Here is a 23,093-nt window from a genome sequence, read left to right on the forward strand (position 1 = left end):
ATGTTGCTTCCGCTGGTGCTGGTACTCGCGCTGACCCCGCCGACGTCCGCGATGGCGGTCCCCGGCGCCGAACACCAGGAGTCGGTGAGGCTCGCCGACCTGACCACGACGGGTCTCGTGGCGACCGGCCACACCGACCCGGCCGACTGGGCGGGCCTCACGAGCGCCGCGCTGCCCGTCCCCGCCGCCGTACCGGGAATGCAGATCGACGGCTACTTCCCGGACACCTCGCGCACCAACACGAACCACGGCTGGCACGACTCCCAGTTCGTGATCAGGCTGCCCGAGCGCTGGAACGGCGGCCTCGTCGTGACGGGCTCACCGGGCGTGCGCGAGCAGTACGCCAACGACAGGGCCATCTCCGACTGGGTCCTCTCCCGCGGCTACGCCTTCGCCGCCACCGACAAGGGCAACACCGGCGCGCAGTTCTACCGCGACGACCGCGCGATGGAGGAGTGGAACCACCGCTTCACCCAACTCACCGTCGCGGCCAAGTCCGTTGTCGCCCAACGCTACGGCCGCGCCCCCAAGCGCACCATCGCCACCGGCATCTCCAACGGCGGCTACCTGGTCCGCTGGCAGCTGGAGAACCGCGCGCACCTCTACGACGGCGGCGTCGACTGGGAGGGCACGCTCTGGACCTCGGCGGGCCCGAATCCCCTGACCTTCCTGCCGCCGGTCCTGCGCGCCTACCCGAGGTACCTGGCGGGCGAGCCGGGCGCGCACGAGGAGATGGTGGCGGCAGGCTTCCCGGCGGGCACGGAGTTCCTGTGGGACTACCACTACCGCTACTACTGGGACCTCACGCAACGCATCTACCGCGAGGAGTTCGACCCGTCCTTCGACGGCGCCCTGGAAGCGGGCGTGCCGTTCTGCGTCTCGGGTTCGGCCGCGTGCGACGCGGACTACTCCTACGCCTCGCGGCGCCGCGTCGCCGGGCCTGCTGTTTCGCGGGTTGCGTTGACGGGCAAGGTGAAGCGGCCGTTGCTGACGGTGCACGGGACGTACGACGTGTTGCTGCCCATCAGTCAGGACTCTGATGTGTACGCGGGGATGACGCCCGATCGGCTGCACCGGTACTACCGGGTGGAGCAGGGAACGCACGTCGACGGGCTGGTGGACGCCTACCCGGATCGGTTGCGGCCCCTTGCGCCCTGTCATCGGGAGGCGTTCCTGGCTTTGGAGCGGTGGTTGGACGGGGTGGAGCCGCCTCGGTCGGCGACGCTGGCGCGGCCGCTCGACGTGAGCACGTGCCCGCTCACGTGATCCAATCGTGCACGTGGCAACCATCGAGTACGTCCTCGGCGACATCACCGAGCAGGAAGTCGACGTGATCGTGAACGCCGCCAACTCCTCCCTCCTGGGCGGGGGAGGGGTGGACGGCGCCATCCACCGCAAGGGGGGCCGGAGATCCTGGCGGAATGCCGCAAGCTGCGAGCGGGCCACTACGGAGGCGGCCTCAAGACCGGGCAGGTCGTCGCCACGACGGCAGGCAGGCTCCGCGCCCGCCACGTCGTCCACACCGTCGGTCCCGTCTGGTCGGCCACCGAGGACCGCTCCGCGCTCCTCGCCGACTGCCACCGCAACTCGCTGGACCTCGCGGCGGAACTGGGCGCCCGCACCATCGCGTTCCCCGCGATCTCCACCGGCATCTACCGCTGGCCGGTCGAGGACGCCGCCAGGATCGCCCACGAGGCTGTCGGGGACACCGAGCTGGACCTGATCAGGTTCGTCCTGTTCGACCAGCGGACCTACGACGCCTTCGCCCGCCCGTAGTCCGCGATCTCCATCGCCCACCGGTACACCTCGGCGGGATCCCCGAGCGCAGCGGGCAACGAAGCCGGCACCAGCCTGCCGTTCACAGCGCTCAACAGGTCGTACAACCCGAGATCGGCCCACTCCCACAACATGCTGTCGAAGTTGTACGCGCGCATCAGCGGCGCGATCCGCTCCCGGATCGAGTCGATCAGATCTTGGGACAGGCCGGCGGAGTGCAGCCGCGCACAGGTCGCAGCCGAGGCCTCCGCGCTGAAGGTCGTGTCCAGGAACGGCTCCAGCAGGTTGCCCCACACGTCGAAGCGCACGACGTCCGGGATCCCGTGGCGCAGGCAGAACTCAGCGAGGCCGGACGAGTCCTGAGGTGACAGGAACAACGTCTCGCCCAGGACGGTCCGGATCTCGGGCTGGCCCGAGACCGAAACATCGCGCACGGCCGATGCGGGCAGCAGCCCGTGCGGGTGCACGCTGGCCCAAGGGAACTCGTAGGCCGCGAACACGATGTGGTCCGGGCCGAACGTCACCGTCACCGCGCCACGGTGCTTTCCCTGACCTGGAGGGAGAACGGCGTCTCCACGTCGTCGAGCAGCTCCCCGGACTCCACCCGCCGGTGCAGCAGGTCCACCGCGGCATGGGCGATGGCGGACTTGTCCGGCGCGATCGAGGTCAGGGACGGGGAGCTGTAAACGCTTTCCTCGTTGTTGTCGAAGCCCACGACGGCGAGGTCGGCCGGCACGCGCACGAGGCGCTCGGCCGCGGCCCGCATGGCGCCGATGGCCAGGAGGTCGTTGAAGCAGAACACCGCGTCCGGCCGGGTGGGCAGGTCGAGCAACGACCTCATCGCGGCGGCGCCGTCCGCGCGGTGGTAGTTCAGGGCCGGCACGACGAGGTCGTCGTCGAACGGCAGTGAGGCCTCGGCCAGAGCCCGGCGGTAGCCCTCGAGGCGGAGGGCGGCCGTGCCTCGGTGGGGGTGGGCGCCGATCGCGGCTATCCGTTCGTGGCCCAACGAGATGAGGTGGCGGACGGCGGCCTGGGCGGCGGCCACGTTGTCGATGCCGACGCGGGAGATCGGGACGTCGACGGCGTGCTCACCGAGCAGGACGGCGGGCACGGACAGCTGGAAGTCGTCCACCTGCAGCGCCTCGGGGCTGAGGATCGCGGCGTCGACCAGGTGTGGGCCGAGCGACGTCAGCGCCGCGCGCTCGCCTGCCAGGGTGCCGAACGTCTGCTCGATGAGCACGTTCCACTCGTGCTCCTGGGCCGCGGCGATGACGAGGCTCGCCAGCTCCGCGAAGTAGGGGATCGAGAGTTCGGGCAGGACCAGCGCGATGAAGCCGGTGCGGCCGCGGCGCAGGTTGCGGGCCCCGAGGTTCGGCCGGTAGCCGGTCGCCTCGAGGGCCTCCTCGACGCGCCGGCGGTTGTCCGGCTTCACGAACGAGTAGCCGTTGACCACGTTCGACACGGTCTTGACCGACACGCCCGCGAGCCGGGCGACGTCCTTGAGCGTGGCCAACAGAACCTCCAGAAAAAGTACCGGGAAACATACCGGGACGGTCTCGGGTCTTTACATCGTTGGAACAACGATGCAAATCTAACGCCAGAGAGCGCGTCCACGTACAGCCCCGTGTGTAGGAGCCAACGATGTCTCGCATCCTGCTCATCGCCGTCGCAGCCTTGCTCGTGACGGGATGCACCAGCAGAGAAACCCCGACCACCGCGTCCAGCGAAGGTCCTGCCGCGTCCGCCGCGCAGAACCAAAGCACTGGTCCCGGCTGTGCTCGGAGCAAGACCGGGTACCCCCAGATCGACCTCAAGGGTGCCGTGGTCGGCTTCTCCCAGTCGGAGAAGGAGGCCAACCCGTTCCGCACCGCGGAGACCCAGTCGATCAGGGACGAGGCCGCGAAGCGCGGTGCCGAACTGCTGTACACGAACGCGCAGAGCGACCTGAACAAGCAGATCAGCGACATCAAGTCGCTGATCGACCGCGGGGCGAAGCTGCTGATCGTGGCGCCGCTCAACTCGGACGGCCTGCAGCCGGCGTTCGACGCGGCCAAGGCCAAGCAGGTGCCGGTCGTGACGATCGACCGCAAGGTGTCGTCGCAGCCGTGCACGGACTACCTGACTTTCATCGGCTCAGACTTCGTCGAGCAGGGCAAGCGGGCCGCCCAGCAGATGATCAAGGCTACCGGTGGCACCGGCAAGGTCGCGATCCTGCTCGGAGCGTCGGGCAACAACGTCACCGTCGACCGCACCAAGGGCTTCAAGGACGGCATCGCCGGCACGCCGGGCCTCACCGTCGTCGCGGAGCAGACCGGTGAGTTCGACAGGTCAAAGGGCCAGGCCGTGATGGAGCAGCTCATCCAGAGCAACCCGGACATCACCGCCGTCTACGCCGAGAACGACGAGATGGGCGTCGGCGCCGTCACCGCGCTCAAGGCCGCGGGCAAGCAGCCCGGCAAGGACGTCAAGATCGTGTCCGTCGACGGCACGCGCAACGCCGTGCAGCTCATCGCCGACGGCAGCTACACCGCGGTCGTCGAGTCCAACCCGCGCTTCGGCCCGCTCGCGTTCGACACGCTGGAGAAGTTCGGCAAGGGCGACGAGATCCCGAACACCATCGTGATCTCCGACGACGAGTACGACTCCACGAACGCCGCGCAGAAGCTCGCCAATGCCTACTGACATGCCTTCCTCTCCGGTGATCGAGGTCGCCGGCGTCACCAAGACGTTCGCCGGCGTCCGCGCCCTCAGCGATGTCGACTTCACCCTCCAGCGCGGGGAGATCCACGCGCTGGTGGGGGAGAACGGCGCCGGCAAGTCGACGCTGATCAAGGTGCTGACCGGCATCCACTCCACGGATGCCGGTCGGGTGACCCGCAACGGGAACATCTCCACGATCTACCAGGAGGTGAACCTCGTCCCGCTGATGAGCGTGTCCGCGAACCTGTTCCTCGGCCGCGAGCCGCGGAACAGGTTCGGCCTCATCGACCGGGCCCGCCGGGACGCCGACGCCGCGGAGCTGTTGCGCGGCTACGGCATCACCGCGGACGTGAGCAGTCCACTCGGGACGCTCGCGGTCGGTGAGCAGCAGATGGTCGCGCTCGCACGAGCCGTCGACGCGAACGCGGACGTCGTGATCATGGACGAGCCCACGTCGTCGCTGGAGCCGCGCGAGGTCGAGACGCTGCTCGGTGTCGTGCGCAAGCTGCACGAGCAGGGGATCGCGATCATCTACGTCAGCCACCGGATGGACGAGCTCTACCGGATCTGCGACACCGTCACGGTGCTGCGGGACGGTGTGAACGTGCACAGCGGTCCCCTGAAGGAACTCCCGCGCATCGAGCTCGTCTCGCTGATGCTCGGCAGGTCCGTCAAGGAGATCGAGAGCCACGGCACCACGGCGTTCGGCGAGGACCACCACGCCGACGCCGAACCGGTGCTCGAGGCGAAGGGTCTCACGAGCAAGCCGCGCATCGACGACGTCAGCGTCACGATCCGGCCCGGCGAGGTCGTCGGCCTCGCCGGCCTGCTCGGGTCGGGTCGCACGGAGACCGCGAAAGCGATCATCGGCGCGCTCCCGGTCGACGGCGGCACGGTCCTCGTCGCCGGAACCCCGGTGGCGCGCACCGTGAAGGCGTCGACCAGGGCGGGCATCAGCATGCTCGCCGAGGACCGCAAGACCGAGGGCATCATCCCGAACCTGTCCGTGCGCGAGAACATCGTGCTGGCCGCGCTGCCGAGGCTCAGCCGGTTCGGTGTGACCAGCCGGTCCAAACAGGACCGGATCGTGGACGCGTTCATCAAACGGCTGCACATCAAGGTGTCCAGCCCGGAGCAGAAGGTCGCGGAGCTCTCCGGCGGCAACCAGCAGAAGGTGTTGCTCGCCAGGTGGCTCTGCACCGAACCGAAGATCCTGCTCCTCGACGAACCGACGCGCGGCATCGACGTCGGCGCCAAGGCAGAGGTGCAGGCGCTGATCGACGAACTCGCGCGGGAAGGCCTGGCGGTGCTGCTGATCAGCTCCGAACTGGACGAACTGCTCGACGGCGCCGACCGGCTCATCGTGCTGCGCGACGGCTCGGTCGCCGGCGAGTTGGAAGGAGACCAGCTCACCCGTGAGCACGTGCTCAAGGCGATCGCGGCGGAGGTGACGGATGACTCAGGCGACCACGCAGGCAGCCCCCAGCACAGCCGTTAGTGCCGCGGCCGCGCGGACGCGGTGGTTGCAGGACAACGGTGTCTACGTCGCCGTTGGCGTGCTCCTGCTGTTCAACGCGGTGTTCACCGCCAACTTCCTGACGGTCGGCAACTTCACCACCCAGCTCGTGCAGGCCGCGCCGGTGCTCATCGTCGCGCTCGGCATGGCACTGGTGATCGGTACCGAGGGCGTCGACCTGAGCGTCGGCGCGGTGATGGCGCTGGCCGCCGCGATCATCCCGCTCTACCTGGGTGCCGGGTGGCTCATGGCGATCACCATGGCGCTCGTCGTCGGGGTGCTCGCGGGAGCGTTCAACGGGTTCCTCGTCGCCAAGGTCGGCATCCAGCCGATCGTCGCCACCCTCGCTCTGCTGGTGGGTGGGCGCGGCCTGGCACTGGTGATCGCGAACGGCCAGCTCGTCCAGCTGCGGGACCCGACGTTCCTGTCTCTCGGCACCGACGACGTGTTCGGCATCCCGATCAGCGTGCTGATCGCCGGTGTGCTGGCGCTCGTCATCGCGGCCGTCACGAACCGCACCACGTTCGGCCGCCAGCTCGTCGCGATCGGCGGCAACCGCAAGGCGGCCACGCTCGCGGGGCTCCCGGTCACCCGCGTGCTGATCGGCGTCTACGCGATCACCGGTGTGCTGGCCGCGATCGCCGGCGTCCTCGCCACCTCGCGGCTCGCCGCGAGCGACCCCGCCGACATGGGCCTGCTGATGGAACTGTCCGCGATCACCGCGGTCGTCGTCGGCGGCACCCCGCTGACCGGCGGCAAGGTGCGGGTGCTCGGCACGGTGTTCGGCGTGATCCTGATGCAGCTCGTCAGGGCGACCCTGATCAAGCACAACCTGCCGGACTCCATCGCGCAGATGATCCAGGCCGCGATCATCGTCGCCGCCGTGTACGTGGCCCGGGAGCGCCGATGACCGCCACCCTGACCAAGACGACGCCGACCGTGGCCGCCAGGACGAAGGTCCTGCAACGCCAGGGCGCCGCCGTAGCGCTCGTGCTGATGGTCGCGGTGTCGTGGCTGGTGTTCCCGCGCTTCGGCAGCCTCGACAACCTGCGCGACCTCGCGTTGCAGGGCTCGTTCCTCGCGGTGATCGCGATCGGCATGACGTTCGTGATCATCACGGGCGGCATCGACCTGTCCGTCGGTTCGGTCTACGCGCTGGGCGGCGTGCTCGCGGCCTGGGGCTCCCAGTACGGGTTCCTGGTGGCGCTGCTGCTGCCGCTCGTGGTCTGCGGGCTCATCGGGCTGATCAACGGCCTGCTGATCGCCCGTACGAACATGGCGCCGTTCATCGTCACGCTGGCCTCGTTGCTGTTCGCCCGCGGCCTGCTGCTGGTGATCACCGACGAGGGCGCGACCACCTACAAGATCGCGTCGGACAGCGCGTTCGTCGAACTGGGCCGCGGCACGGTGTTCGGCTTCGGTTACCCGATCTTCATCGCCGCCGCGCTCGCCCTCGTGGGCGGGATGCTGCTCAACCGCACCAACTTCGGCCAGAACGTGTTCGCCACCGGAGGCGCCGAGCAGTCGGCGGTCCTCCTGGGCGTGCCCGTGGCGAAGACCAAGGTGCTCGTCTACACGATGAGCGGCACGCTGGCGGGTCTCGCCGGCGCCCTGACCGCCGCTTATCTCCAGTCGGGCGTCACGGTCATCGGCGTGGGCCTCGAACTGGACGCCATCGCGGTCGTCGTCATCGGCGGCACCCTGCTGACCGGTGGCATGGGAACCGTCCTCGGCACCGTGATCGGCGTGGGCCTGATCAAGGTCATCCAGAACGTCATCAACCAGATCGGCACGCTCGACAGCAACTACCAGTCAGTGGTCAGCGGCGTGTTCCTTCTCATCGTCGTTGTCCTCCAACGGATATTGCGAAGATAGGAGAGCCATGACCAGACGCGTCCTGGGCGTATTGGTCTCGATCCTCATCACAGCAACCTTCCTGACACCGACGGCGCACGCGGCGGAGTGGGTCCCCAAGACCCCTCCGCTCACGACACCCTGGACCTCCCAGGTGTCGCCGGCGAACGCCCTGCCCGAGTACCCGCGCCCGCAGCTCCAGCGCCCTGAATGGCAGAACCTCAACGGCGTCTGGGAGTTCGCGGGTGCACCGAACCTGAACAACCCGCCGATCGGCAGGCCGTTGGCCGAAGGCGTCCTCGTGCCGTACCCGATCGAGTCCGCTCTGTCGGGGATCAAGCGGCACGAGGACAACATGTTCTACCGCCGCACCTTCACCGTTCCGTCCTCCTGGAACGGTCGTCAGGTCAAGCTGAACTTCGGCGCGGTGACCTGGGAGACGAGGGTCTGGGTCAACGGCAGGCAGGTCGGCACGCACACCGGCGGCTTCGACGCGTTCTCGTTCGACATCACCTCGGCGCTGGTCTCCGGCGCCAACGAGATCGTCGTCGGCGTCACCTCGACGGTCGACGGCAGCCGTTACCCGATCGGCAAGCAGCGCCGGAACCCGAGCGGCATCTTCTACACCGCCGCGTCCGGCATCTGGCAGACGGTGTGGCTGGAACCCGTGCGGGCGGCGAACATCACGCGACTCGACACCACGCCGAACCTCGGCGCGAGCGCGCTCGACCTGGTCGTGCAGGGCACCGCGGGCCAGTCGGTCACGGCAGAGGTGCACAGCGGCGGGCAGGTGGTCGGCCGGCAGACCGGCACCACCGGAACGTCGTTGCGGGTGCCGGTGCCGAACGCCCGGCTGTGGTCGCCGGACGACCCCTTCCTCTACGACCTGCGCGTGACGCTCGGCAGCGGTGACTCCGTCACCGGCTACTTCGGCATGCGCTCGCTCGGCAAGGCGATGGTCGGCGGTGTCATGCGGCCGTTGCTGAACGGGAAGTTCGTCTTCCAGAGCGGCACGCTGGACCAGGGCTACTGGCCGGACGGCATCTACACCGCGCCTACCGACGAGGCCCTGCGGTTCGACCTCGAACGCCAGAAGGCGCTGGGGTTCAACATGGTCCGCAAGCACATCAAGGTCGAACCGGCTCGCTGGTTCTACCACGCGGACCGGCTCGGCCTGATGGTGTGGCAGGACATGCCGTCCGTCGACTCGATCGACGAGGCGCCGAACTCGCACGCGAACTACGAGTCGGAGCTGCGCCGGATCGTCGACCAGCTCAAGGGCATCACGTCGATCGTGCAGTGGGTGCCGTTCAACGAGGGCTGGGGCGAGTACGACGCCGGCCGCATCGTGAACCTGATCCGCTCGATCGACAACACCCGCCTGATCAACCACAACTCCGGTTCCAACTGCTGCGTCTCGGACCCCGACCCCGGCAACGGGGACGTCATCGACGACCACCACTACCAGATCTCCGCCAATACCCGGCAGCCCGACGCCAACCGCGTCGCGATGCTCGGTGAGTTCGGTGGTCTGGGCCGCAGGGTCGTCGGGCACGAGTACCAGCCCGGCGCCGGATTCGCCTACGGCGCCCTGTACCCGGACGAGACGTCGTTGACCAAGCGCTACGAGGAGGTCGTCAAACAGGTCCAGCGGCTGATCCACACCCGCGGCCTGTCCGCAATGGTCTACACCGAGCCGTATGACGTCGAGAACGAGGTCAACGGCTTCTACACCTACGACCGGCAGGTGTTGAAGATGACGGAGTCGCGCGTGCGGGCCGTCAACCTCGGGGTGCTCGCGGTGGCCCGCGGCACGGCCGTCAGCCCGGACGACGTGGTGTCGTTGCGCGTCACCACGTCCGGCTACACCGACCGCTACCTGCGCCACCAGTCCTCACTGGCCCGCACCGACGTGATCGGCACGGACCTGGCCAGGCTGGACGCGACGTTCAACCTCCGTCCCGGACTCGCCGACGCGGCCTGCCTGTCGTTCGAGTCGCGCAACTTCCCCGGCCAGTTCCTGAGGCACAGCAACGGACGCGTCCGCATCGACCCGAACAACGGCACGATCGCGGGCGACGCCACGTTCTGCGCGCGGGAGGGCTCCGGCGGCACCGCGCTGGAGTCGTTCAACGTGCGGGGTTCGTTCATCCGGCACTACAACGAGGGCGTGTACCTGGCGCGTTCCGGTGGCACGAACCCCTGGGACACCGCGAACTCCTTCGCGGCGGACACCACCTGGGCGGTCGGCACCGGCCTGTGGCGCAGCGGTGCGGACCTGCCGCTCGACCAGGCCCGGTCGTTCCGGGTGACCACGCCCGGCTTCACGGACCGCTACCTGCGGCACCGGGAGTCGTTGGCGCGCACGGACGTCGTGACGAGCACGAGTGACGCGCTGACGAAGGCCGACGCGACGTTCGTGGTGCGCCGCGGGCTCGCCGACCCGACCTGCTACTCGCTCGAGTCGCGCAACATCCCGGGACAGTTCCTGCGGCACGCGGACTTCCGCGTCCGGCTCGGCACCAACGACAACACCGACCTGTTCCGCAGGGACGCGACCTTCTGCGCCCAGCAGGGCACCGGCGGCGTGCGGCTGGAGTCGATCAACGAACTCGGGACCAGCGTGCGGCACTACTCCGAGGAGGTCTGGGTCGCTTCGAACGGCGGGGCCCACGCGTACGACAACCCCTCCTCGTACAACCAGGACGTGAGCTGGGCCGTGAGCTCACCCTGGACCCCGTAGGAGACCGACTGACGGCTGCCGGGGGAGTTCCCGGCAGCCGTCAGGTGAACCGGCCGCCGCAGTGCTGGAGCTCTCCTCAGGGTGTCCCTTGGTCCTGAGGTCTACCGGCAGGTCAGACCACGGTTCGATGTGCGCGTACCGCCCGCCCTTGTGAACTGTCCCGGACGTTCGTTCCTCCGGGGAGAGTTCATGTCCTTCTTGACCGATGCCCTCGAAGGCCTGGCCGGCCTGCCGCAGCCCGCCGTGCTCGCCGTGACGGGTGCGCTGACGCTGGCGGAGTGCACACTCGGCATCGGCTTCCTTGCTCCGGGCGAAAGCGCCCTGCTGCTGGCGTCGACGACCGTGACGAGCGTGCCCAGGTTCCTGGTCATGTGGCTGGTGGTCACGGTGTGCGCGATCGCCGGTGACAGCATCGGCTACCACCTAGGCCGCCGCTACGGTGATCGGCTGCGCGACAGCCGGATCATCCGCAAGGTGGGGCAGCAGCACTGGGACAAGGCAGGCGACCTGCTGCGCCGTCGTGGCGCGTGGGCGGTGTTCGCCGCCCGGTTCATGCCGGTCGTGCGAACCCTGGTCCCGGCGTCCGCGGGGGCCTCGAAGCTCGAGTACCGGAGGTTCCTGCCGGCTTCGATCGCGGGCGCGACGTGCTGGTCGGCGTTGCACATCGGCATCGGTGCGACCGCCGGTGCGTCGGCGAAGTACGTCGAGTCGGTCTTCAACGGTGCCATGTGGATCGTGCTGGGTCTTGCGGTGGTGGCCGGTGTGATCGTCGTGCTGCGCCGCCGCAGGAGGACGCCCGAGTTGGAGGAGGTCGGCTGAGGGGACAGCGGTTCTGTCAGGCTTTCGTCGACACTCCAGGACTTCGCGGAACAGTTGAGAAGCGGGTCCGCGGCCGCCTCAGGTGAACAGGATCCGCCTGGCCGCGCTCCTGCCGGGCGACGTGCGCAGCACCGCGAACGCCGCCTCGGCGAGGCCTGGTCCGCGGACGAGCGACAGACCGCGCCGCAGCTGGGACCGCAGCAGGTACCGGCGCCGCATCGCCGCCCCGTCGTAGTGCTCCAGCACGTACCTGTTGCCGCTGCGCAGGTAGTCGAACGTGACCGAGGCCGCGAGCTCGGACATCCGCATGCACGGGTCGAGCCCACCCGCCGTGAGCGGCGAGACCGCCCCTGCCGCGTCCCCGACCAGCAGCCCTTCCGGCGACACGATCCGGCGCAGCAGCCCGCCCACCGGGATCGGGCCGCCCCGCCTCCTGACCGGTCCGGCGGGCTCCGGGGTGGGGAAGCTGTCGCGGAGGCGTTGCAGCAGCTGGGGGAGCGGTGCGCTGAAGCGGTCGGGGCGGCCGGCGAGGCCGACGTGCGCGTGCTCGCCGTCGTCGACGACCCAGGCGATGTAACCGGGGGCGAGCCGCGGGTCGACGACGCAGTGGAACGTGGGCGTCGAACCCGTCCTGACCGGGTAGACCTCCTCGATGCCGGTGATCAGCCTCCGGTTGACGTCGAGGCCGAGGTTCTTCGCGACCGTCGACCTGGCACCGTCCGCGCCGATGGTGAACCGGGCCCGGGTGGACCTCGCCGGATAGCTGGAGTCGAGACTGACCCGCGCGCCCGCCCGTTCGGCGTCCGCGACCGCGGTGGCGTAGATGTTCTCCATGTCACCGACCCGGAACTCGTCGCGCTCGCTGACGAGTTCCACGGGCTCGCGCAGCGAGGGCGGGTAGAGCAGCACGCGCCGGACCGCGGGGCCCAGGTGCGGAAGGTCGTAGTCGTCGAGCGTGCGGCGGACGAAGATGCCGGTCGTGCGGATGCCCGTGCCGACGCTCGTCCTGCGCTCGCACACGGCCACGTCCAGACCTGCCTGCGCGAGCAGGCGCGCGGTGGTGAGGCCGGCCAGCCCGGCGCCGACGACGAGCACGTCCACGGTGTCCATCCGCCGACGCTAGAACGGCCGGCCGGGCAGTTTCCCCTTCCCGCGAACACCTTCACCGGATCTGCACGACATCTCCACAAGGGTGTTCCCAGACGGGCGCCCGGAGGCCAGAATTACCCGTGTGGGGGATGTACACGGACGAACTGTCGAGAGCAGGGCCGGTGTCACCGCCTTCCTGGCGGGCGTGTGGCTGATCGCCGCACCGCCGGTCCTGCACTTCGGCGCGTCGCTGCACGCTTTCCGGCCGTACTGGGTGTCCATGGGGCTGGCTGTCGTGATCATGCTGCTCGGCATGGTGCGGGCGATGGCGCCGCTCGACGTGCCGTTCATCCGGCACGTGACGATCGGGCTCGCGCTGTCGCTGATCGTGGTGGCGCTGCTGCGAACGGAGGGCGGCACCGCCGTCGTCTGGCTCAACCAGTTGGTCGTGGGCGCCCTGATCGCGCTGTCGGCCGGGCTGGCGCTCCTGATCAGCATGCGGCGATGAGGACCTGGTCCGACCTCTGCCTGGCCTGCGAGGGGCAGCAGGAGTTCGTGGTGAACGTCCACGAGGCCGGGCCGTACGAACGCAGCCACGACTACCGCGCGTGCTGTTCTGCGCCGCGTGCGCGGTCGGTGAGCTGCGCTCGTTCAGCTACGACGGCTTCGTGGTGTTCGGCGAGGAGGACGAGGTCATGGTCTGGTCCTCGGTCCTGCCCGCCGCCGACGTCGACCGGCTGCGCGCGGCCTTCACCTGCCCGACCCCGCTAGCGGGCGGGTGCGGGTGCCCGCAGCACGTCCGGGCCTACGACACGAGTGTGCGCGTGAACAAGACGCGGCTGCCGGAGCACGGGCCCGACCGGCACAGCCCGGCCGGGCGCAGCACCGTCAGCGTTGCTGTGGTGGAAGGCGTAGCGGAGTTCCGCTCGGTAAACTAGTGCGTGCTGTGTTCCTAGCAGCGCTCGCTGGTCTTGGCGGACAGGAAGTAGCTGCTGCCGTCGACCTCGCCGTGCGCACGCGTGCACTGGTCGAGGGTGTCCGCGCCGCCGGACCACAGCTCCCGCTGCCCGCGCGCACCCGTCTTGTACCCGTGCGTCAGGTTCGGCGGCGTCTGGACGTACGTGCGCAGCGTGAAGTCCCTGCCGTGGCTCGAAATCCACTGGTCCCACACGTAGACGTAGGAGTAGTTCTTCCCGCATCCCTTGTACTGCTTCACCGACGCGACGGTCGTGCTGCCGTTCTTCACGTACGCCGTCGCCCCGATCTGCGTGACGCTGCCGCAGGACGGGTTGGACTCGGCCTGGGCGGTGCCGGCCGTCGTGCTCAGGGCGGCCGCCACGACGGCACCCGCGGCCAGGATCTTGCGCATTCGATGCTCCTCCTCGTTTGCCGCGAGCCTGCGCCACGCCGGTTAGCCGCGGGTAAATCACATGGTCACTCAACTTGATAGTCACTAAGAATGACTATAGGGTTGAGGGCATGAGCGAGAAGAAGATCATTGCCGTGGTGGGGGCGACCGGTGCGCAGGGCGGGTCGGTCGCCAGGGCGCTGCTGACCGACGGTGAGTTCGCCGTGCGCGCGCTCGCCCGCGATCCCGAATCAGGAGCCGCGAGGGAGCTCGCCGAACTGGGTGCCGAGGTCGTCGCGGCCGACCTGTACGACGTGGACAGCCTGCGGAAGGCGTTCTCCGGTGCCTACGGCGCCTACCTGGTCACGCCGTACTTCACCCACATGTCCCCGGCCAAGGAGGTCGAGGAGGTCCGCAACCTCGTCGCGGCGGCGGAAGGTCTGCGGCACGTCGTGTGGTCGACGCTGGAGGACACCCGCGAGGCGGTGCCGCTCGACTACGAGCCGATGCCGACGCTCGAAGGCAAGTACAAGGTGCCGCACTTCGACGTGAAGGGCGGCGAGGCGGACCCGTTGTTCGCGCAGGCGGGCCTGCCGACGACGTACGTGCGGAACTCGTTCTACTGGAACAACCTGCTGAACGGCTCCGCGCCGCACCGGCGTGCGGACGGCACGCTCGCGCTGTCGTTGCCCATGGGGGACAGCAGGATCTCCGGGATCGCCGCCGAGGACATCGGCAAGGCGGTCGTGAGCATCCTCAAGCACCCGGCCGAGACCATCGGGCAGACGATCGGCCTCGGCACCGAGCACCTCACCGGCGAGGAGGTCGCGAAGGCGTTCAGCGACGTGCTCGGGGAGCCTGTCGCGTACGAACCCATGTCCCACAACGACTTCCGTGCGCTCGGCTTCCCCGCGGCGGAGGACCTGGGCAACATGTTCCAGTACTACGCGGAGTTCGCGGGACACATCCTGCCGCGCCGCGACACCGTGCGGACCCGCGAGCTGGTGCCGGGGTGGCTGACGCTCGGTGAGTTCCTCACCAAGCACCGCGGGGAGATCGTGATCGGCTAGTTGTACTTGGTCATGAGGTTGGTGACTGAACGCGGCTGATGGGTGGGTGCCCGTTGAGTGCGTGGTGACCGCGTTCAGTGTTGTAGTGGTTGAGCCAGGGCGCCAGCGCTGCGGTGCGGGCGTCGTTGTCCAGGAAGATTTCGCGGTAGGCCCACTCGGTTTGCAGGGTGCGGTTGAGGCGCTCGACTTTGCCGTTCTGCCAGGGGCAATGTGGCTTGATGGTCTTGTGGCGAGCGCCGATCGCCGCGATCGCGGCGGCGAAGTCGCGGGAGATCAGATAGTTCTTGGCGTTATCGGTCAGGACTCGGTGAACACGTGGGATGCCTTGCTCGGCGAACCAGGCTGTGGCGCGGAGCAGGAACCCGGCGCAGGTGGTGCCGCGTTCGTCGGCGAGGACTTCGGCGTAGGCGAGCCGGGAGTGGTCGTCGATGGCGGCGTGGACGTAGTCGTAGCCCAGGCCGCGGCGGGAGCCGGGACGCAGGCCGCGGCCGTGAGCGCGCCAGCCGCCTCCGGGCGGGATCTTGCCGATCTTCTTGACGTCGAGGTGGATCAGGTCACCTGGCTGCGGGTGTTCGTAGCGGCGGGTGGTGTGTCGGCTGGCGCGGATGCGTTGCCCGGTCAGCGGATCGCACTCGGCCAGCCTCGGCACGCCATACCGGGCCAGCACCCGCGACACAGTGCGAGCGGGTACGCCGGTGCGGGCGCTGATCCGGGCCGGTCCGCACCGCAGCTCGCTGCGTGCCGTCACGATCTGCTGCTCCGTTCGAGCCGATGTCCGCGACGGTATGTGATGCGGTCGGCTGGACCGATCGGCCAGGCCGGCGGCGCCTTCGTCACGGAATCGGCGGACCCAGCGGTGCGCGCACTGCCGTGACACACCGAGCTCTTTGGCCACGTGGGCGACCGGTCTGCCCGCGGCGACCCTGGAAACCAGGACCAGGCGTCCGTGCACAGTCAGGCGGGCGTTAGCGTGTGCCATCGAGGCCTCCGGCTGTGGTGACTGACTTCGCAATCACCACCGCACCGGAGGCCTCACCCATGATCAAGCCAACACACCGTCACCAACGTGTTGGCCAAGTACAGCTAGTAGGAGCGCGTGACCTCCGCGAAGACCGCCTTGAACTCCGCGAACCGGTCGGCGCCGACGAGCCCGGCGAGGCGGTCCTCGATGTCGGTGACGATCCGCCGGGCCTGGACCATCTGGTCGCGGCCCAGGTCGGTGGGTACCACCAGCTTCGCCCGCCGGTCCGCCGGATCGGGCTTGCGGACCACGTAGCCGAGGCTCTCGAGCTCGTCGACCAGCGTGCCGACGACCTGCTTGTGCTGGCCGGACCGTTCGGACAGCTCGCTCGCGCGCGTGCCCGTGGTGGCGATGTACGCCATGACGGCGCCGTGGCGCGGGCGCAGGTTCTCGTGGCCCGCCTCGGCCAGGCGGGTGAAGAGCTCCTTCTGGAACCCCGAGAGCAGGTGTGCGGAGAGGACGCCGACGTCGGGCATGGGAACGATGTTAACCCGGCCACCGGCCGGTCCGAAGAGGACGGACGACTCAACCTGGGCGCTGGAAGGCGGAAATCTGCCTCACGACCTGGATGGCGTAGACCGCGGCCACGATGCCGACGGCCGCGCACAGCGTCGTGACGACGGCCGCGATCAGGTAGGAGCCGAGTGCGGGGTCCCCGTCCTGGTAGGAGGGCAGGTGGGCGAAGTCCAGCACCCACATGGAGACGAAGGCCGCCCACCACCTCGTGGTCGTGGCGGGGAGCGGCCGTTCGTCCATCGGCAGGCCCCGCAGCCGCGGATCGCAGGCGCGCCAGACGTCGTCCACGACGACCTTGGGGAACCAGAGGTTCACGACCGGCACGAACCAGCTGAGCCACACCCAGTCGCGGCGGAGGCGGTGCTCGGCGGCGGGATCTCCGCGCTCGGCGTTGACGCGGGCGTTGTGCAGCCACAGGACGAACACGGTGATCGCCGCGAACGTGATCACCGCGGGCGGCCAGTTGGTGAGCACCCTGACCCGGTAGTGCAGGGCCAGTTCGGCTGTCGTGGCGTTCTGGGCGCGGTAGTCGCGGATCGTCGCGTACGTGAGCCAGTCCGCCGCGGCCTCGGCGACGTTGCCGAGCGCCACGAGCCCGATGAGGACGGACGCCGCGAAACCCAGGCCGCGCACGGACTTTAAGTGCTCCACGTTCTTCCCCCGGTTCCTGGGCCTCACCAGGATAGGCCGGGCGGCGGCGATCAGGGCGCGGCGAGCGCTTCCGTCGGGGTGAGCCGCGACGCCCGCACGGCCGGGTAGACCCCTGCCACCACACCGGTCACGACGGCCGCCCCGAGCCCGGCGAGGACCACCTCCACCGGGACGACCGCGGGCCAGCCGTGCGCGTACGCGTACGCGGCGGTGCCCGCCAGCCCCAGCACCACACCGGCGACGCCACCCAGCACGCACAACACGACCGACTCGGTGAGGAACTGGGTCCTGATCTGGCCGCGGTGGGCGCCGAGCGCCCGGCGCAACCCGATCTCGCGCTTGCGTTCGAGCACCGAGATCACCATCGTGTTCGCCACCCCGATGCCGCCGACCAGCAACGCGACCCCGGCGAGCCCCAGCACCAACGCCGAGAAGGTGTTCTCGGTGAGCCGCTTGGCCGTGAGGGCGTCGGACGGGCGGCTGACCCGCACCCGCGCCGGCTGCTGGGGGTGGATCGTCTGCGGCAGCACCGCCCGCACGTCGTCGATCGCGGGCTCGTCGGCCCTGAGGTAGAGCACGGTGGGCCGTTGGTCGAAGCCGAGCACCTTCGCCGCCTCCCAGCCGACCAGCGCCGACCGTTCGACCTCGGGCGCGAGCGGCAGCGGGGCGAGGACCCCGACCACCGTGAACCACGTGTCGTTGATCCTGACCTGCGCGTCCGGGCCGGTGATGCCGAGCCGCGCCGCGGCCACGTCCCCCAGGACCACGGCCGGGAACCGGGCGGTGGCCTCGTTGAGGAAGACCCCCGACCGCACGTGGCCGTTGAGCGTGTCGAGGAGGGTGAGCCCGGTGGCCAGCACGGTCAGTCCGGACGTCTCCGAGCCCGGGATCCGGTCCGACCGGCGGACCACGGCGTGGGTGTTGGCGACCGCGCTGACAGCACTGGCCGGCCCGATGCGTTCGACCATGGCGACGGACTCCGGTGGCAGCGACGCGGGTTCGTCGTTCATGCCCGTGGCCGCCTCCGCACGCAGCAGGTTCGTGCCCAGGGCGGCGAACTCCTCCATCAGCGCGGCGCGGCTCGACGCCGGGATGCCCGTCACGACGACCAGCGTCGCGATGCCGATGGAGATGCCGAGGGCGGACAGGACGGCGCGCATCGGCCTGGTGCGCAACGGGGACAGCCCCAGCAGGAGGAGGTCCGCCGGGGTCAGGCGGGCGGGGGTGACGTCGCGGGACGCGGCGGCCTCGGTGCGGGGCCGGGTGCTGACGCTCACGCCGTCACCTCCTCGCGGATGCGTCCGTCGCGGATCTCCACCTGCCGCGGCAGCCGGGCCGCCACCTCGCGGTCGTGCGTGATCACGGCCAACGTCGTGCCCTCGCGGTTCAGGTCCAGCAGCAGGTCCAGCACCGCGCGGCCGGTCGCCGTGTCCAGGGCGCCGGTCGGTTCGTCGGCCAGCACCAGCGCCGGGCGGTTCACGACGGCGCGTGCGATGGCGACGCGCTGGCGTTCGCCGCCGGACAGCTCGTGCGGCCGGTGCCGGAGCCGGTGGCCGAGACCCACGCGCATGAGCGCCTCGGTGGCCATCGCGGCACGCCACTTGCGCGCGGTGCCCGCGTAGAGCAGGCCCGTCGCCACGTTGTCGAGGGCGGTGAGGCCGTCGGCGAGGTGGAACTGCTGGAACACGAAGCCGATCCGCCGTCCCCGCAACGCCGAGAGCCGCCGGTCGGACAGCGCGGCGATGTCGTGCCCGTCGAGCATCACCGTGCCGCTCGACGGGCGGTCGAGCGTGCCGAGGAGGTTGAGCAGCGTCGACTTGCCGGAGCCGGAGGGGCCGACGATCGCCACCGCCTCGCCGGAGCGCACCGTCAGGGAGACGCCGTCGAGCGCTCGCACCCCGCCCAGGTACTCCTTGACGGCGTCCACGACCTGCAGAACGGGGGTCATGACGTCGTCACCACCCGCAGGCCCTCGGTGACGCCGCCACCGCTGATCTCGACGAGCCCTCCGGCGAACAGGCCGGTCTTCACCGCGACGAGGCCGCCCTGCTCGGTCTGCACGGCGTAACCGCCCTCGCGCAACGCCAGCAGCGCGGTCACCGGCACGGCCAGGACGCCCCGGCGTTCGGTGCTCGTCAGGCGGATCCGCACCGGGCCCGAGTCGAACTCGCCCACGTCGGCGTCGAGGCCGACGTCCACGGCGACCACCGGGGCCTCCTCGCCGGTGCCGTTCTTCTCGGCCTTGGCCTCGGTGCTGACCGAGCGCACGGTCCCGGTGGTCTCGGTGCCGTTGGGCAGCACGACGGTGACCTTCAGGTCCTTCTTGAACACCGCGGCCTGCCGCGCGTCGATCGAGGCGTCGACGGCCTTGCCCGTCGCGGTGACGCTCATCAGCGGGCCCTCGCCGGACGCCGACAGCGTCGCGGTGACCGCCTCGACGCGCACCTCTCCGGGCAGCACGACGACGTCACCGGGGTCGACGACGCCGTTCTCCTCGGCCTTCTCGGTCTTCTGCCACCGCTTGACCGCGTCGACCGTCGCCTGCGTCAGCTCGTCGGGCGCGCCACCGAGCTGGTAGCCGAGCGCGCCGAGGTTGTCCTTCACGATCTTGACGTCCGGCCCCCTGAGGCCCGTCTTGTCGAGCTTGCGCCACAACGGGGTGTCGCCGAAGAACAACCACACCGGGCGGTTGTCCACTTTGTACACCGCGGCGCCGCGGCCGATCGCCGTGCCGGGTGCGGGGAGCCAGGTGAGCGTGCCCGGCCGGCGTCCCGTGACCTCCTGCGCGGAGCCGAAACCGAGGGTGGCCTTGAACTCGCGGACGTCGGTCAGGTCGGTCTTCACCACCGCGATGGTCTTCGGCGCCGGTGGCCGCGGCGGCTCGGCGGGCGCGCGGCGCGTCCAGGTGAGCGCGGACACGCCACCGACCAGCACGAGCGCGACGCCGGCGGCGACGAGCCACCGCTTCACCTGCGCCCTCCGCCGAACACTTCCTGCTCGCAGTCCTTCTCGATCTGCAGGCGCTGGTCGTGCGGCAGGGTCTGCTCGCCGTCGTAGGTCCAGCTGCCGGGCTCGGTCTCGATGACCTTCATGCCGCGGCTGTTGAGGCACTGGACGTTCTTGTGCCAGTTGTCCTTGAACGTCGGGTTGCGCGAGTCCATCTCCCACGGCGGCAGCGGCCACTTCTTCGCGCACGCCTTCCACGCCTCGTCGCTGTACTGCGCGGGCCGCAGGGCGCCGCCGGGACCGGGGCCGGTGCCCGTGGCGTTCGGGTCGTTCTGGGCGAGGCACGCGGTGTGGGCGTCGTGCAGTCGCTTCTTCTCCTCCTCGGTCATGTCCATGCGCAGCCGCGGTTGTTCACCGTCCGAGGGGGACACGGCGGTGGAGGGCGCGACGACGCCGGAGGACTGCAGGGACGCCACGTTCGAGGGCGCGGGCGCGGCCTGGCTGCACGCCGAAAGCAGCAGCACGGCGGCGCCGATCACCAGCCTGGGGTTCATGGCGGCGATGCTGCCGGGCGGTTGTGCGGAAGATGTGCGCTCAGCGTGCCGGGAGCGTGATCGTGAACGTCGTCCCGCGCCCGACCTCGCTCTCCACGGTGATCGTGCCGTGGTGGGCGCTCACGATCGCGTGCACGATCGCGAGTCCGAGCCCGCTGCCTCCGGTGTCCCGCGTCCGCGAGCGGTCGGCGCGCCAGAACCTGTCGAACACGTGCGGCAGGTCGTCGGCGGCGATGCCGGAACCGGTGTCGGCCACCCTGATCCGGCCGCCCGACGAGACGAGGCGGACCGTCCCGCCGGCGGGGGTGTGGCGGAACGCGTTGGTGACGAGGTTCGTGAGGACCTGCCGCAGCCGCACCGGGTCGGCGGTCACGACCCCTCCTCCCTCCACCACGAGGCCGGGGTGGGCCGCGGCGAGCTGGTCGAACAGGTCCCGCAGGTCGACGGGCTCGGGGTGCAGCCGCAGTTCGCCCGCGTCGGCCAGGGCGAGGTCCTGGAGATCGTCGATCAGGTGCTGCAGCACCATCGCCTCGTCCAGCAACGACGTGAGCGTCGTGCGGTCCAGTTCGACCACTCCGTCGCGCGCACCCTCCAGCCAGCTGCGGATCGTGCCGAGCGGGTTGCGCAACTCGTGGGAGATGTCGCTGGTCATGGCCTTGCGCTGGGCATCGGTGCGGGCCCGGTGCTCCGCCATGTCGTTGAACGCCCGCGCGAGCTGCCCGATCTCGCTGCGCGACCGGATGTCGACCCGCGCGTCGCCGCCGTGCCGCAGCCTCTCCGCAGCGGTGGTGAGCGTGCGCAACGGCCTGGTCATCCGCAGTGCCACGACCACGCTGACGCCGACGGTCAGGACCAGCACGACCGCGGCGACCAGCACGACGCGGCCCGCGTCGAACCGGACGACGGTGGCCTGGGTGGTCCTGCCGGCGGCGTCGGTGACGAACAGGTACGCGGGTGGTGCCACGTACGGCTGCAACTGGGTGCGGCGGGCGTTCGCCAGGCACTCGGCGTTGGACGCGACGGGCTGCCACAGCGCGTTCATCGTGATCTGCTCGGCGGGCAGGCCGCGCTGCCGCAGGCAGTCGTTCACGAGGAGGCCGAGCTCGTTGAACGCGGCGGACTCGCCGAGGGTGAGCGTGCTCAGCGTCTCCTGGAGTTCGGTGCAGGACGGCGTCGCGGGGGCGGCGCTCGTCCTGTCCACGTTCACGATCGGGCGGCCCCAGGCCGTGGTGGTCCCCTCCGGCGGAGAGGCTTCGGCGGCGCCGCGGCACCGCGTCCGGTAGACGTCCGCGTCCTGGGCGAGGCTCGCCTTCTCCCGGTCGCTGAGCTGGAACGGGCCGGTGACCCTCGGGTCGATCCGGTCGGCGGGCGCGTCCCGGGCCTGCGCGGGGTCGAGCCGCAGCGGGTCGACCTCCGCGGACGGCACGGCCGGCAGCTGGGCCGGGTCGAGGTTCGTGCCGGTGTCGGCGATGACCCTGCGGTCGGTCGTGGTGAGGATCAGGCGGCTCCCGCCCCGCGGCAGCGCGACGCCGGTCCAGTCGCGGTGCTCGACGGCGAACGTCACCAGGTCCCGGTAGGTGGCCGCGTCGCCCGCCAGCGCGTTGCCGAGCTCCTGCCTGATCGACGTCGAGGTGCTCTGCGCGGCGAGCCACGCCGTCGCGGTGATCGAGCACAGCGCGACGAGCGCGGACGCGGCCAGCAGCCGCGCCAGGACGCTATGCACCGGACCCGTCCACGAGCTTGTAGCCCACGCCGTGCACGGTCAGCAGGTAGGCGGGCGTGCGAGGCTGGACCTCGATCTTCTTGCGCAGGTTCATGACGTGCGCGTCGATGGTGCGGGCCGTGATGTACCCGTCCAGCCCGTGCACCGCGCTGAGCAGCTGCGCACGGCTGAACACCCGCCCGGGGCTCGCGGCCATCGTGTGCAGGATCCGGAACTCCGACGCGGTGCACTCGGCCAGTTCCCCGCGCACCCGCACCTCGTGGCGGTCGGGGTCGACGGACAGGTCGCCGAGCAAGAGCTCGGTGGTGACCGGGCGCCGCACGCGCCTGAGCAACGTGCGCACGCGCGCCACGAGTTCACGCGGGCTGTACGGCTTCGTGACGTAGTCGTCGGCGCCGAGGTCGAGCCCGTGCAGCAGATCGTCCTCTGTGGACCTCGCGGTGAGCATGAGCACCGGGATGTCCGACTCGTTGCGCAACGTGCGCACGACCTCCAGCCCGTCGACCTCGGGCATCATCACGTCGAGCACGAGCAGGTCGGGCGGGTCGCGGCGGATCTCGTCGAGCGCGGCGAGTCCGTCGTGGACGATCCGCACCCGGTAACCCTCCTGGCGCAGGTACCGGCCGAGCATGTCGGCCTGCATCACGTTGTCCTCGGCCACCAGCACGCACATGCCCATGCGTCGCAACATAGTCATCGGCGCCGCCACCGCACGGGACGAGGACCTCTTCCGCACAGGATCCTCACAACCGACTGCCACGGTCGGC

Annotated in this window: 23 protein-coding genes and 1 pseudogene; 11 read left to right on the forward strand and 13 right to left on the reverse strand. The window is 70.0% G+C overall.

Annotation, left to right across the window (positions count from 1 at the left end):
• Together ND450_RS02755 and ND450_RS02760 are read left to right on the forward strand one after the other, a co-directional pair.
• On the forward strand, positions 1-1,266 hold the full coding sequence (locus ND450_RS02755) for a tannase/feruloyl esterase family alpha/beta hydrolase (protein WP_253324584.1): 1,266 nt from the start codon (positions 1-3) through the stop codon (positions 1,264-1,266).
• Between the two features lie 4 nt (positions 1,267-1,270).
• Positions 1,271-1,776, forward strand: a pseudogene (locus ND450_RS02760) (O-acetyl-ADP-ribose deacetylase).
• On the opposite strand, the gene ND450_RS02765 reads toward ND450_RS02760, so the two are convergent.
• Together ND450_RS02765 and ND450_RS02770 are read right to left on the reverse strand one after the other, a co-directional pair.
• Complete coding sequence (locus tag ND450_RS02765) at positions 1,752-2,306, reverse strand: hypothetical protein (RefSeq protein ID WP_253324585.1); 555 nt, start codon at positions 2,304-2,306, stop codon at positions 1,752-1,754. The pseudogene ND450_RS02760 and the gene ND450_RS02765 sit on opposite strands and share 25 nt — an antisense overlap.
• The gene (locus ND450_RS02770; RefSeq protein ID WP_089920249.1) at positions 2,303-3,292 is read right to left on the reverse strand and encodes a LacI family DNA-binding transcriptional regulator; all 990 of its coding nucleotides are present in this window, start codon (positions 3,290-3,292) and stop codon (positions 2,303-2,305) included. Before ND450_RS02770 ends, ND450_RS02765 begins: the two co-directional genes overlap by 4 nt.
• A 125-nt stretch (positions 3,293-3,417) precedes the next feature.
• On the opposite strand from ND450_RS02770, the gene ND450_RS02775 reads away from it, so the two are divergent.
• From ND450_RS02775 to ND450_RS02800, 6 genes are all read left to right on the forward strand, one after another.
• On the forward strand, positions 3,418-4,458 hold the full coding sequence (locus tag ND450_RS02775; protein WP_253324586.1) for an ABC transporter substrate-binding protein: 1,041 nt from the start codon (positions 3,418-3,420) through the stop codon (positions 4,456-4,458).
• A complete protein-coding gene (locus ND450_RS02780) occupies positions 4,448-5,974 on the forward strand; it encodes a sugar ABC transporter ATP-binding protein (RefSeq protein WP_253324587.1) in 1,527 nt (508 codons plus the stop codon). The genes ND450_RS02775 and ND450_RS02780 overlap by 11 nt, the downstream gene beginning before the upstream one ends.
• Positions 5,931-6,902, forward strand: a complete 972-nt coding sequence (locus tag ND450_RS02785) for an ABC transporter permease (protein WP_089919789.1) — start codon at positions 5,931-5,933, stop codon at positions 6,900-6,902. Before ND450_RS02780 ends, ND450_RS02785 begins: the two co-directional genes overlap by 44 nt.
• Positions 6,899-7,867: an ABC transporter permease gene (locus ND450_RS02790; protein WP_253324588.1), complete on the forward strand. Its 969-nt coding sequence runs from the start codon at positions 6,899-6,901 to the stop codon at positions 7,865-7,867. The genes ND450_RS02785 and ND450_RS02790 overlap by 4 nt, the downstream gene beginning before the upstream one ends.
• A 7-nt stretch (positions 7,868-7,874) precedes the next feature.
• Positions 7,875-10,589, forward strand: a complete 2,715-nt coding sequence (locus ND450_RS02795; RefSeq protein ID WP_253324589.1) for an AbfB domain-containing protein — start codon at positions 7,875-7,877, stop codon at positions 10,587-10,589.
• 189 nt (positions 10,590-10,778) lie between these two features.
• The gene (locus ND450_RS02800; RefSeq protein WP_253324590.1) at positions 10,779-11,408 is read left to right on the forward strand and encodes a DedA family protein; all 630 of its coding nucleotides are present in this window, start codon (positions 10,779-10,781) and stop codon (positions 11,406-11,408) included.
• Positions 11,409-11,486: 78 nt separating this feature from the next.
• On the opposite strand, the gene ND450_RS02805 is transcribed toward ND450_RS02800, so the two are convergent.
• On the reverse strand, positions 11,487-12,518 hold the full coding sequence (locus tag ND450_RS02805) for an NAD(P)/FAD-dependent oxidoreductase (protein WP_253324591.1): 1,032 nt from the start codon (positions 12,516-12,518) through the stop codon (positions 11,487-11,489).
• Positions 12,519-12,639: 121 nt separating this feature from the next.
• On the opposite strand from ND450_RS02805, the gene ND450_RS02810 reads away from it, so the two are divergent.
• Positions 12,640-13,005: a hypothetical protein gene (locus tag ND450_RS02810; protein WP_143091689.1), complete on the forward strand. Its 366-nt coding sequence runs from the start codon at positions 12,640-12,642 to the stop codon at positions 13,003-13,005.
• Positions 13,006-13,105: 100 nt separating this feature from the next.
• A complete protein-coding gene (locus ND450_RS02815) occupies positions 13,106-13,435 on the forward strand; it encodes a hypothetical protein (protein WP_253324592.1) in 330 nt (109 codons plus the stop codon).
• A gap of 14 nt (positions 13,436-13,449) precedes the next feature.
• Here ND450_RS02815 and ND450_RS02820 read toward each other — a convergent pair whose 3' ends face one another.
• Positions 13,450-13,866, reverse strand: a complete 417-nt coding sequence (locus ND450_RS02820; protein WP_253324593.1) for a hypothetical protein — start codon at positions 13,864-13,866, stop codon at positions 13,450-13,452.
• Between the two features lie 110 nt (positions 13,867-13,976).
• On the opposite strand from ND450_RS02820, the gene ND450_RS02825 reads away from it, so the two are divergent.
• Positions 13,977-14,915, forward strand: a complete 939-nt coding sequence (locus ND450_RS02825) for an NmrA/HSCARG family protein (protein ID WP_253324594.1) — start codon at positions 13,977-13,979, stop codon at positions 14,913-14,915.
• Positions 14,916-14,925: 10 nt separating this feature from the next.
• On the opposite strand, the gene ND450_RS02830 is transcribed toward ND450_RS02825, so the two are convergent.
• The 9 genes from ND450_RS02830 to ND450_RS02870 all read right to left on the reverse strand — a co-directional run bounded on the left by ND450_RS02830 (position 14,926) and on the right by ND450_RS02870 (position 22,999).
• The gene (locus tag ND450_RS02830) at positions 14,926-15,894 is read right to left on the reverse strand and encodes an IS481 family transposase (RefSeq protein WP_253320933.1); all 969 of its coding nucleotides are present in this window, start codon (positions 15,892-15,894) and stop codon (positions 14,926-14,928) included.
• 104 nt (positions 15,895-15,998) lie between these two features.
• Positions 15,999-16,412 carry a MarR family winged helix-turn-helix transcriptional regulator gene (locus tag ND450_RS02835; RefSeq protein ID WP_256557429.1) on the reverse strand — a complete coding sequence of 138 codons (414 nt, stop codon included), beginning with the start codon at positions 16,410-16,412 and terminating at the stop codon, positions 15,999-16,001.
• A gap of 49 nt (positions 16,413-16,461) precedes the next feature.
• Positions 16,462-17,130, reverse strand: coding sequence for a DUF4328 domain-containing protein (locus ND450_RS02840; protein WP_253324595.1), 669 nt, complete (start codon positions 17,128-17,130; stop codon positions 16,462-16,464).
• Between the two features lie 23 nt (positions 17,131-17,153).
• On the reverse strand, positions 17,154-18,380 hold the full coding sequence (locus ND450_RS02845; protein ID WP_253324596.1) for an ABC transporter permease: 1,227 nt from the start codon (positions 18,378-18,380) through the stop codon (positions 17,154-17,156).
• Complete coding sequence (locus tag ND450_RS02850) at positions 18,377-19,051, reverse strand: ABC transporter ATP-binding protein (RefSeq protein ID WP_253324597.1); 675 nt, start codon at positions 19,049-19,051, stop codon at positions 18,377-18,379. The genes ND450_RS02845 and ND450_RS02850 overlap by 4 nt, the downstream gene beginning before the upstream one ends.
• Entirely contained in the window at positions 19,048-20,073 is a 1,026-nt protein-coding gene (locus tag ND450_RS02855; RefSeq protein WP_253324598.1) for a peptidoglycan-binding protein, read from the reverse strand. Before ND450_RS02855 ends, ND450_RS02850 begins: the two co-directional genes overlap by 4 nt.
• A complete protein-coding gene (locus ND450_RS02860) occupies positions 20,070-20,603 on the reverse strand; it encodes a hypothetical protein (RefSeq protein WP_253324599.1) in 534 nt (177 codons plus the stop codon). The genes ND450_RS02855 and ND450_RS02860 overlap by 4 nt, the downstream gene beginning before the upstream one ends.
• Positions 20,604-20,643: 40 nt before the next feature.
• The gene (locus ND450_RS02865) at positions 20,644-22,326 is read right to left on the reverse strand and encodes a cell wall metabolism sensor histidine kinase WalK (RefSeq protein WP_253324600.1); all 1,683 of its coding nucleotides are present in this window, start codon (positions 22,324-22,326) and stop codon (positions 20,644-20,646) included.
• Positions 22,319-22,999 carry a response regulator transcription factor gene (locus ND450_RS02870; protein ID WP_253327847.1) on the reverse strand — a complete coding sequence of 227 codons (681 nt, stop codon included), beginning with the start codon at positions 22,997-22,999 and terminating at the stop codon, positions 22,319-22,321. Before ND450_RS02870 ends, ND450_RS02865 begins: the two co-directional genes overlap by 8 nt.
• Between the last annotated feature and the right edge of the window lie 94 nt (positions 23,000-23,093).

This window comes from Lentzea sp. HUAS12 (assembly GCF_024125735.1).
Taxonomy (GTDB): Bacteria; Actinomycetota; Actinomycetes; order Mycobacteriales; family Pseudonocardiaceae; genus Lentzea; species Lentzea albida.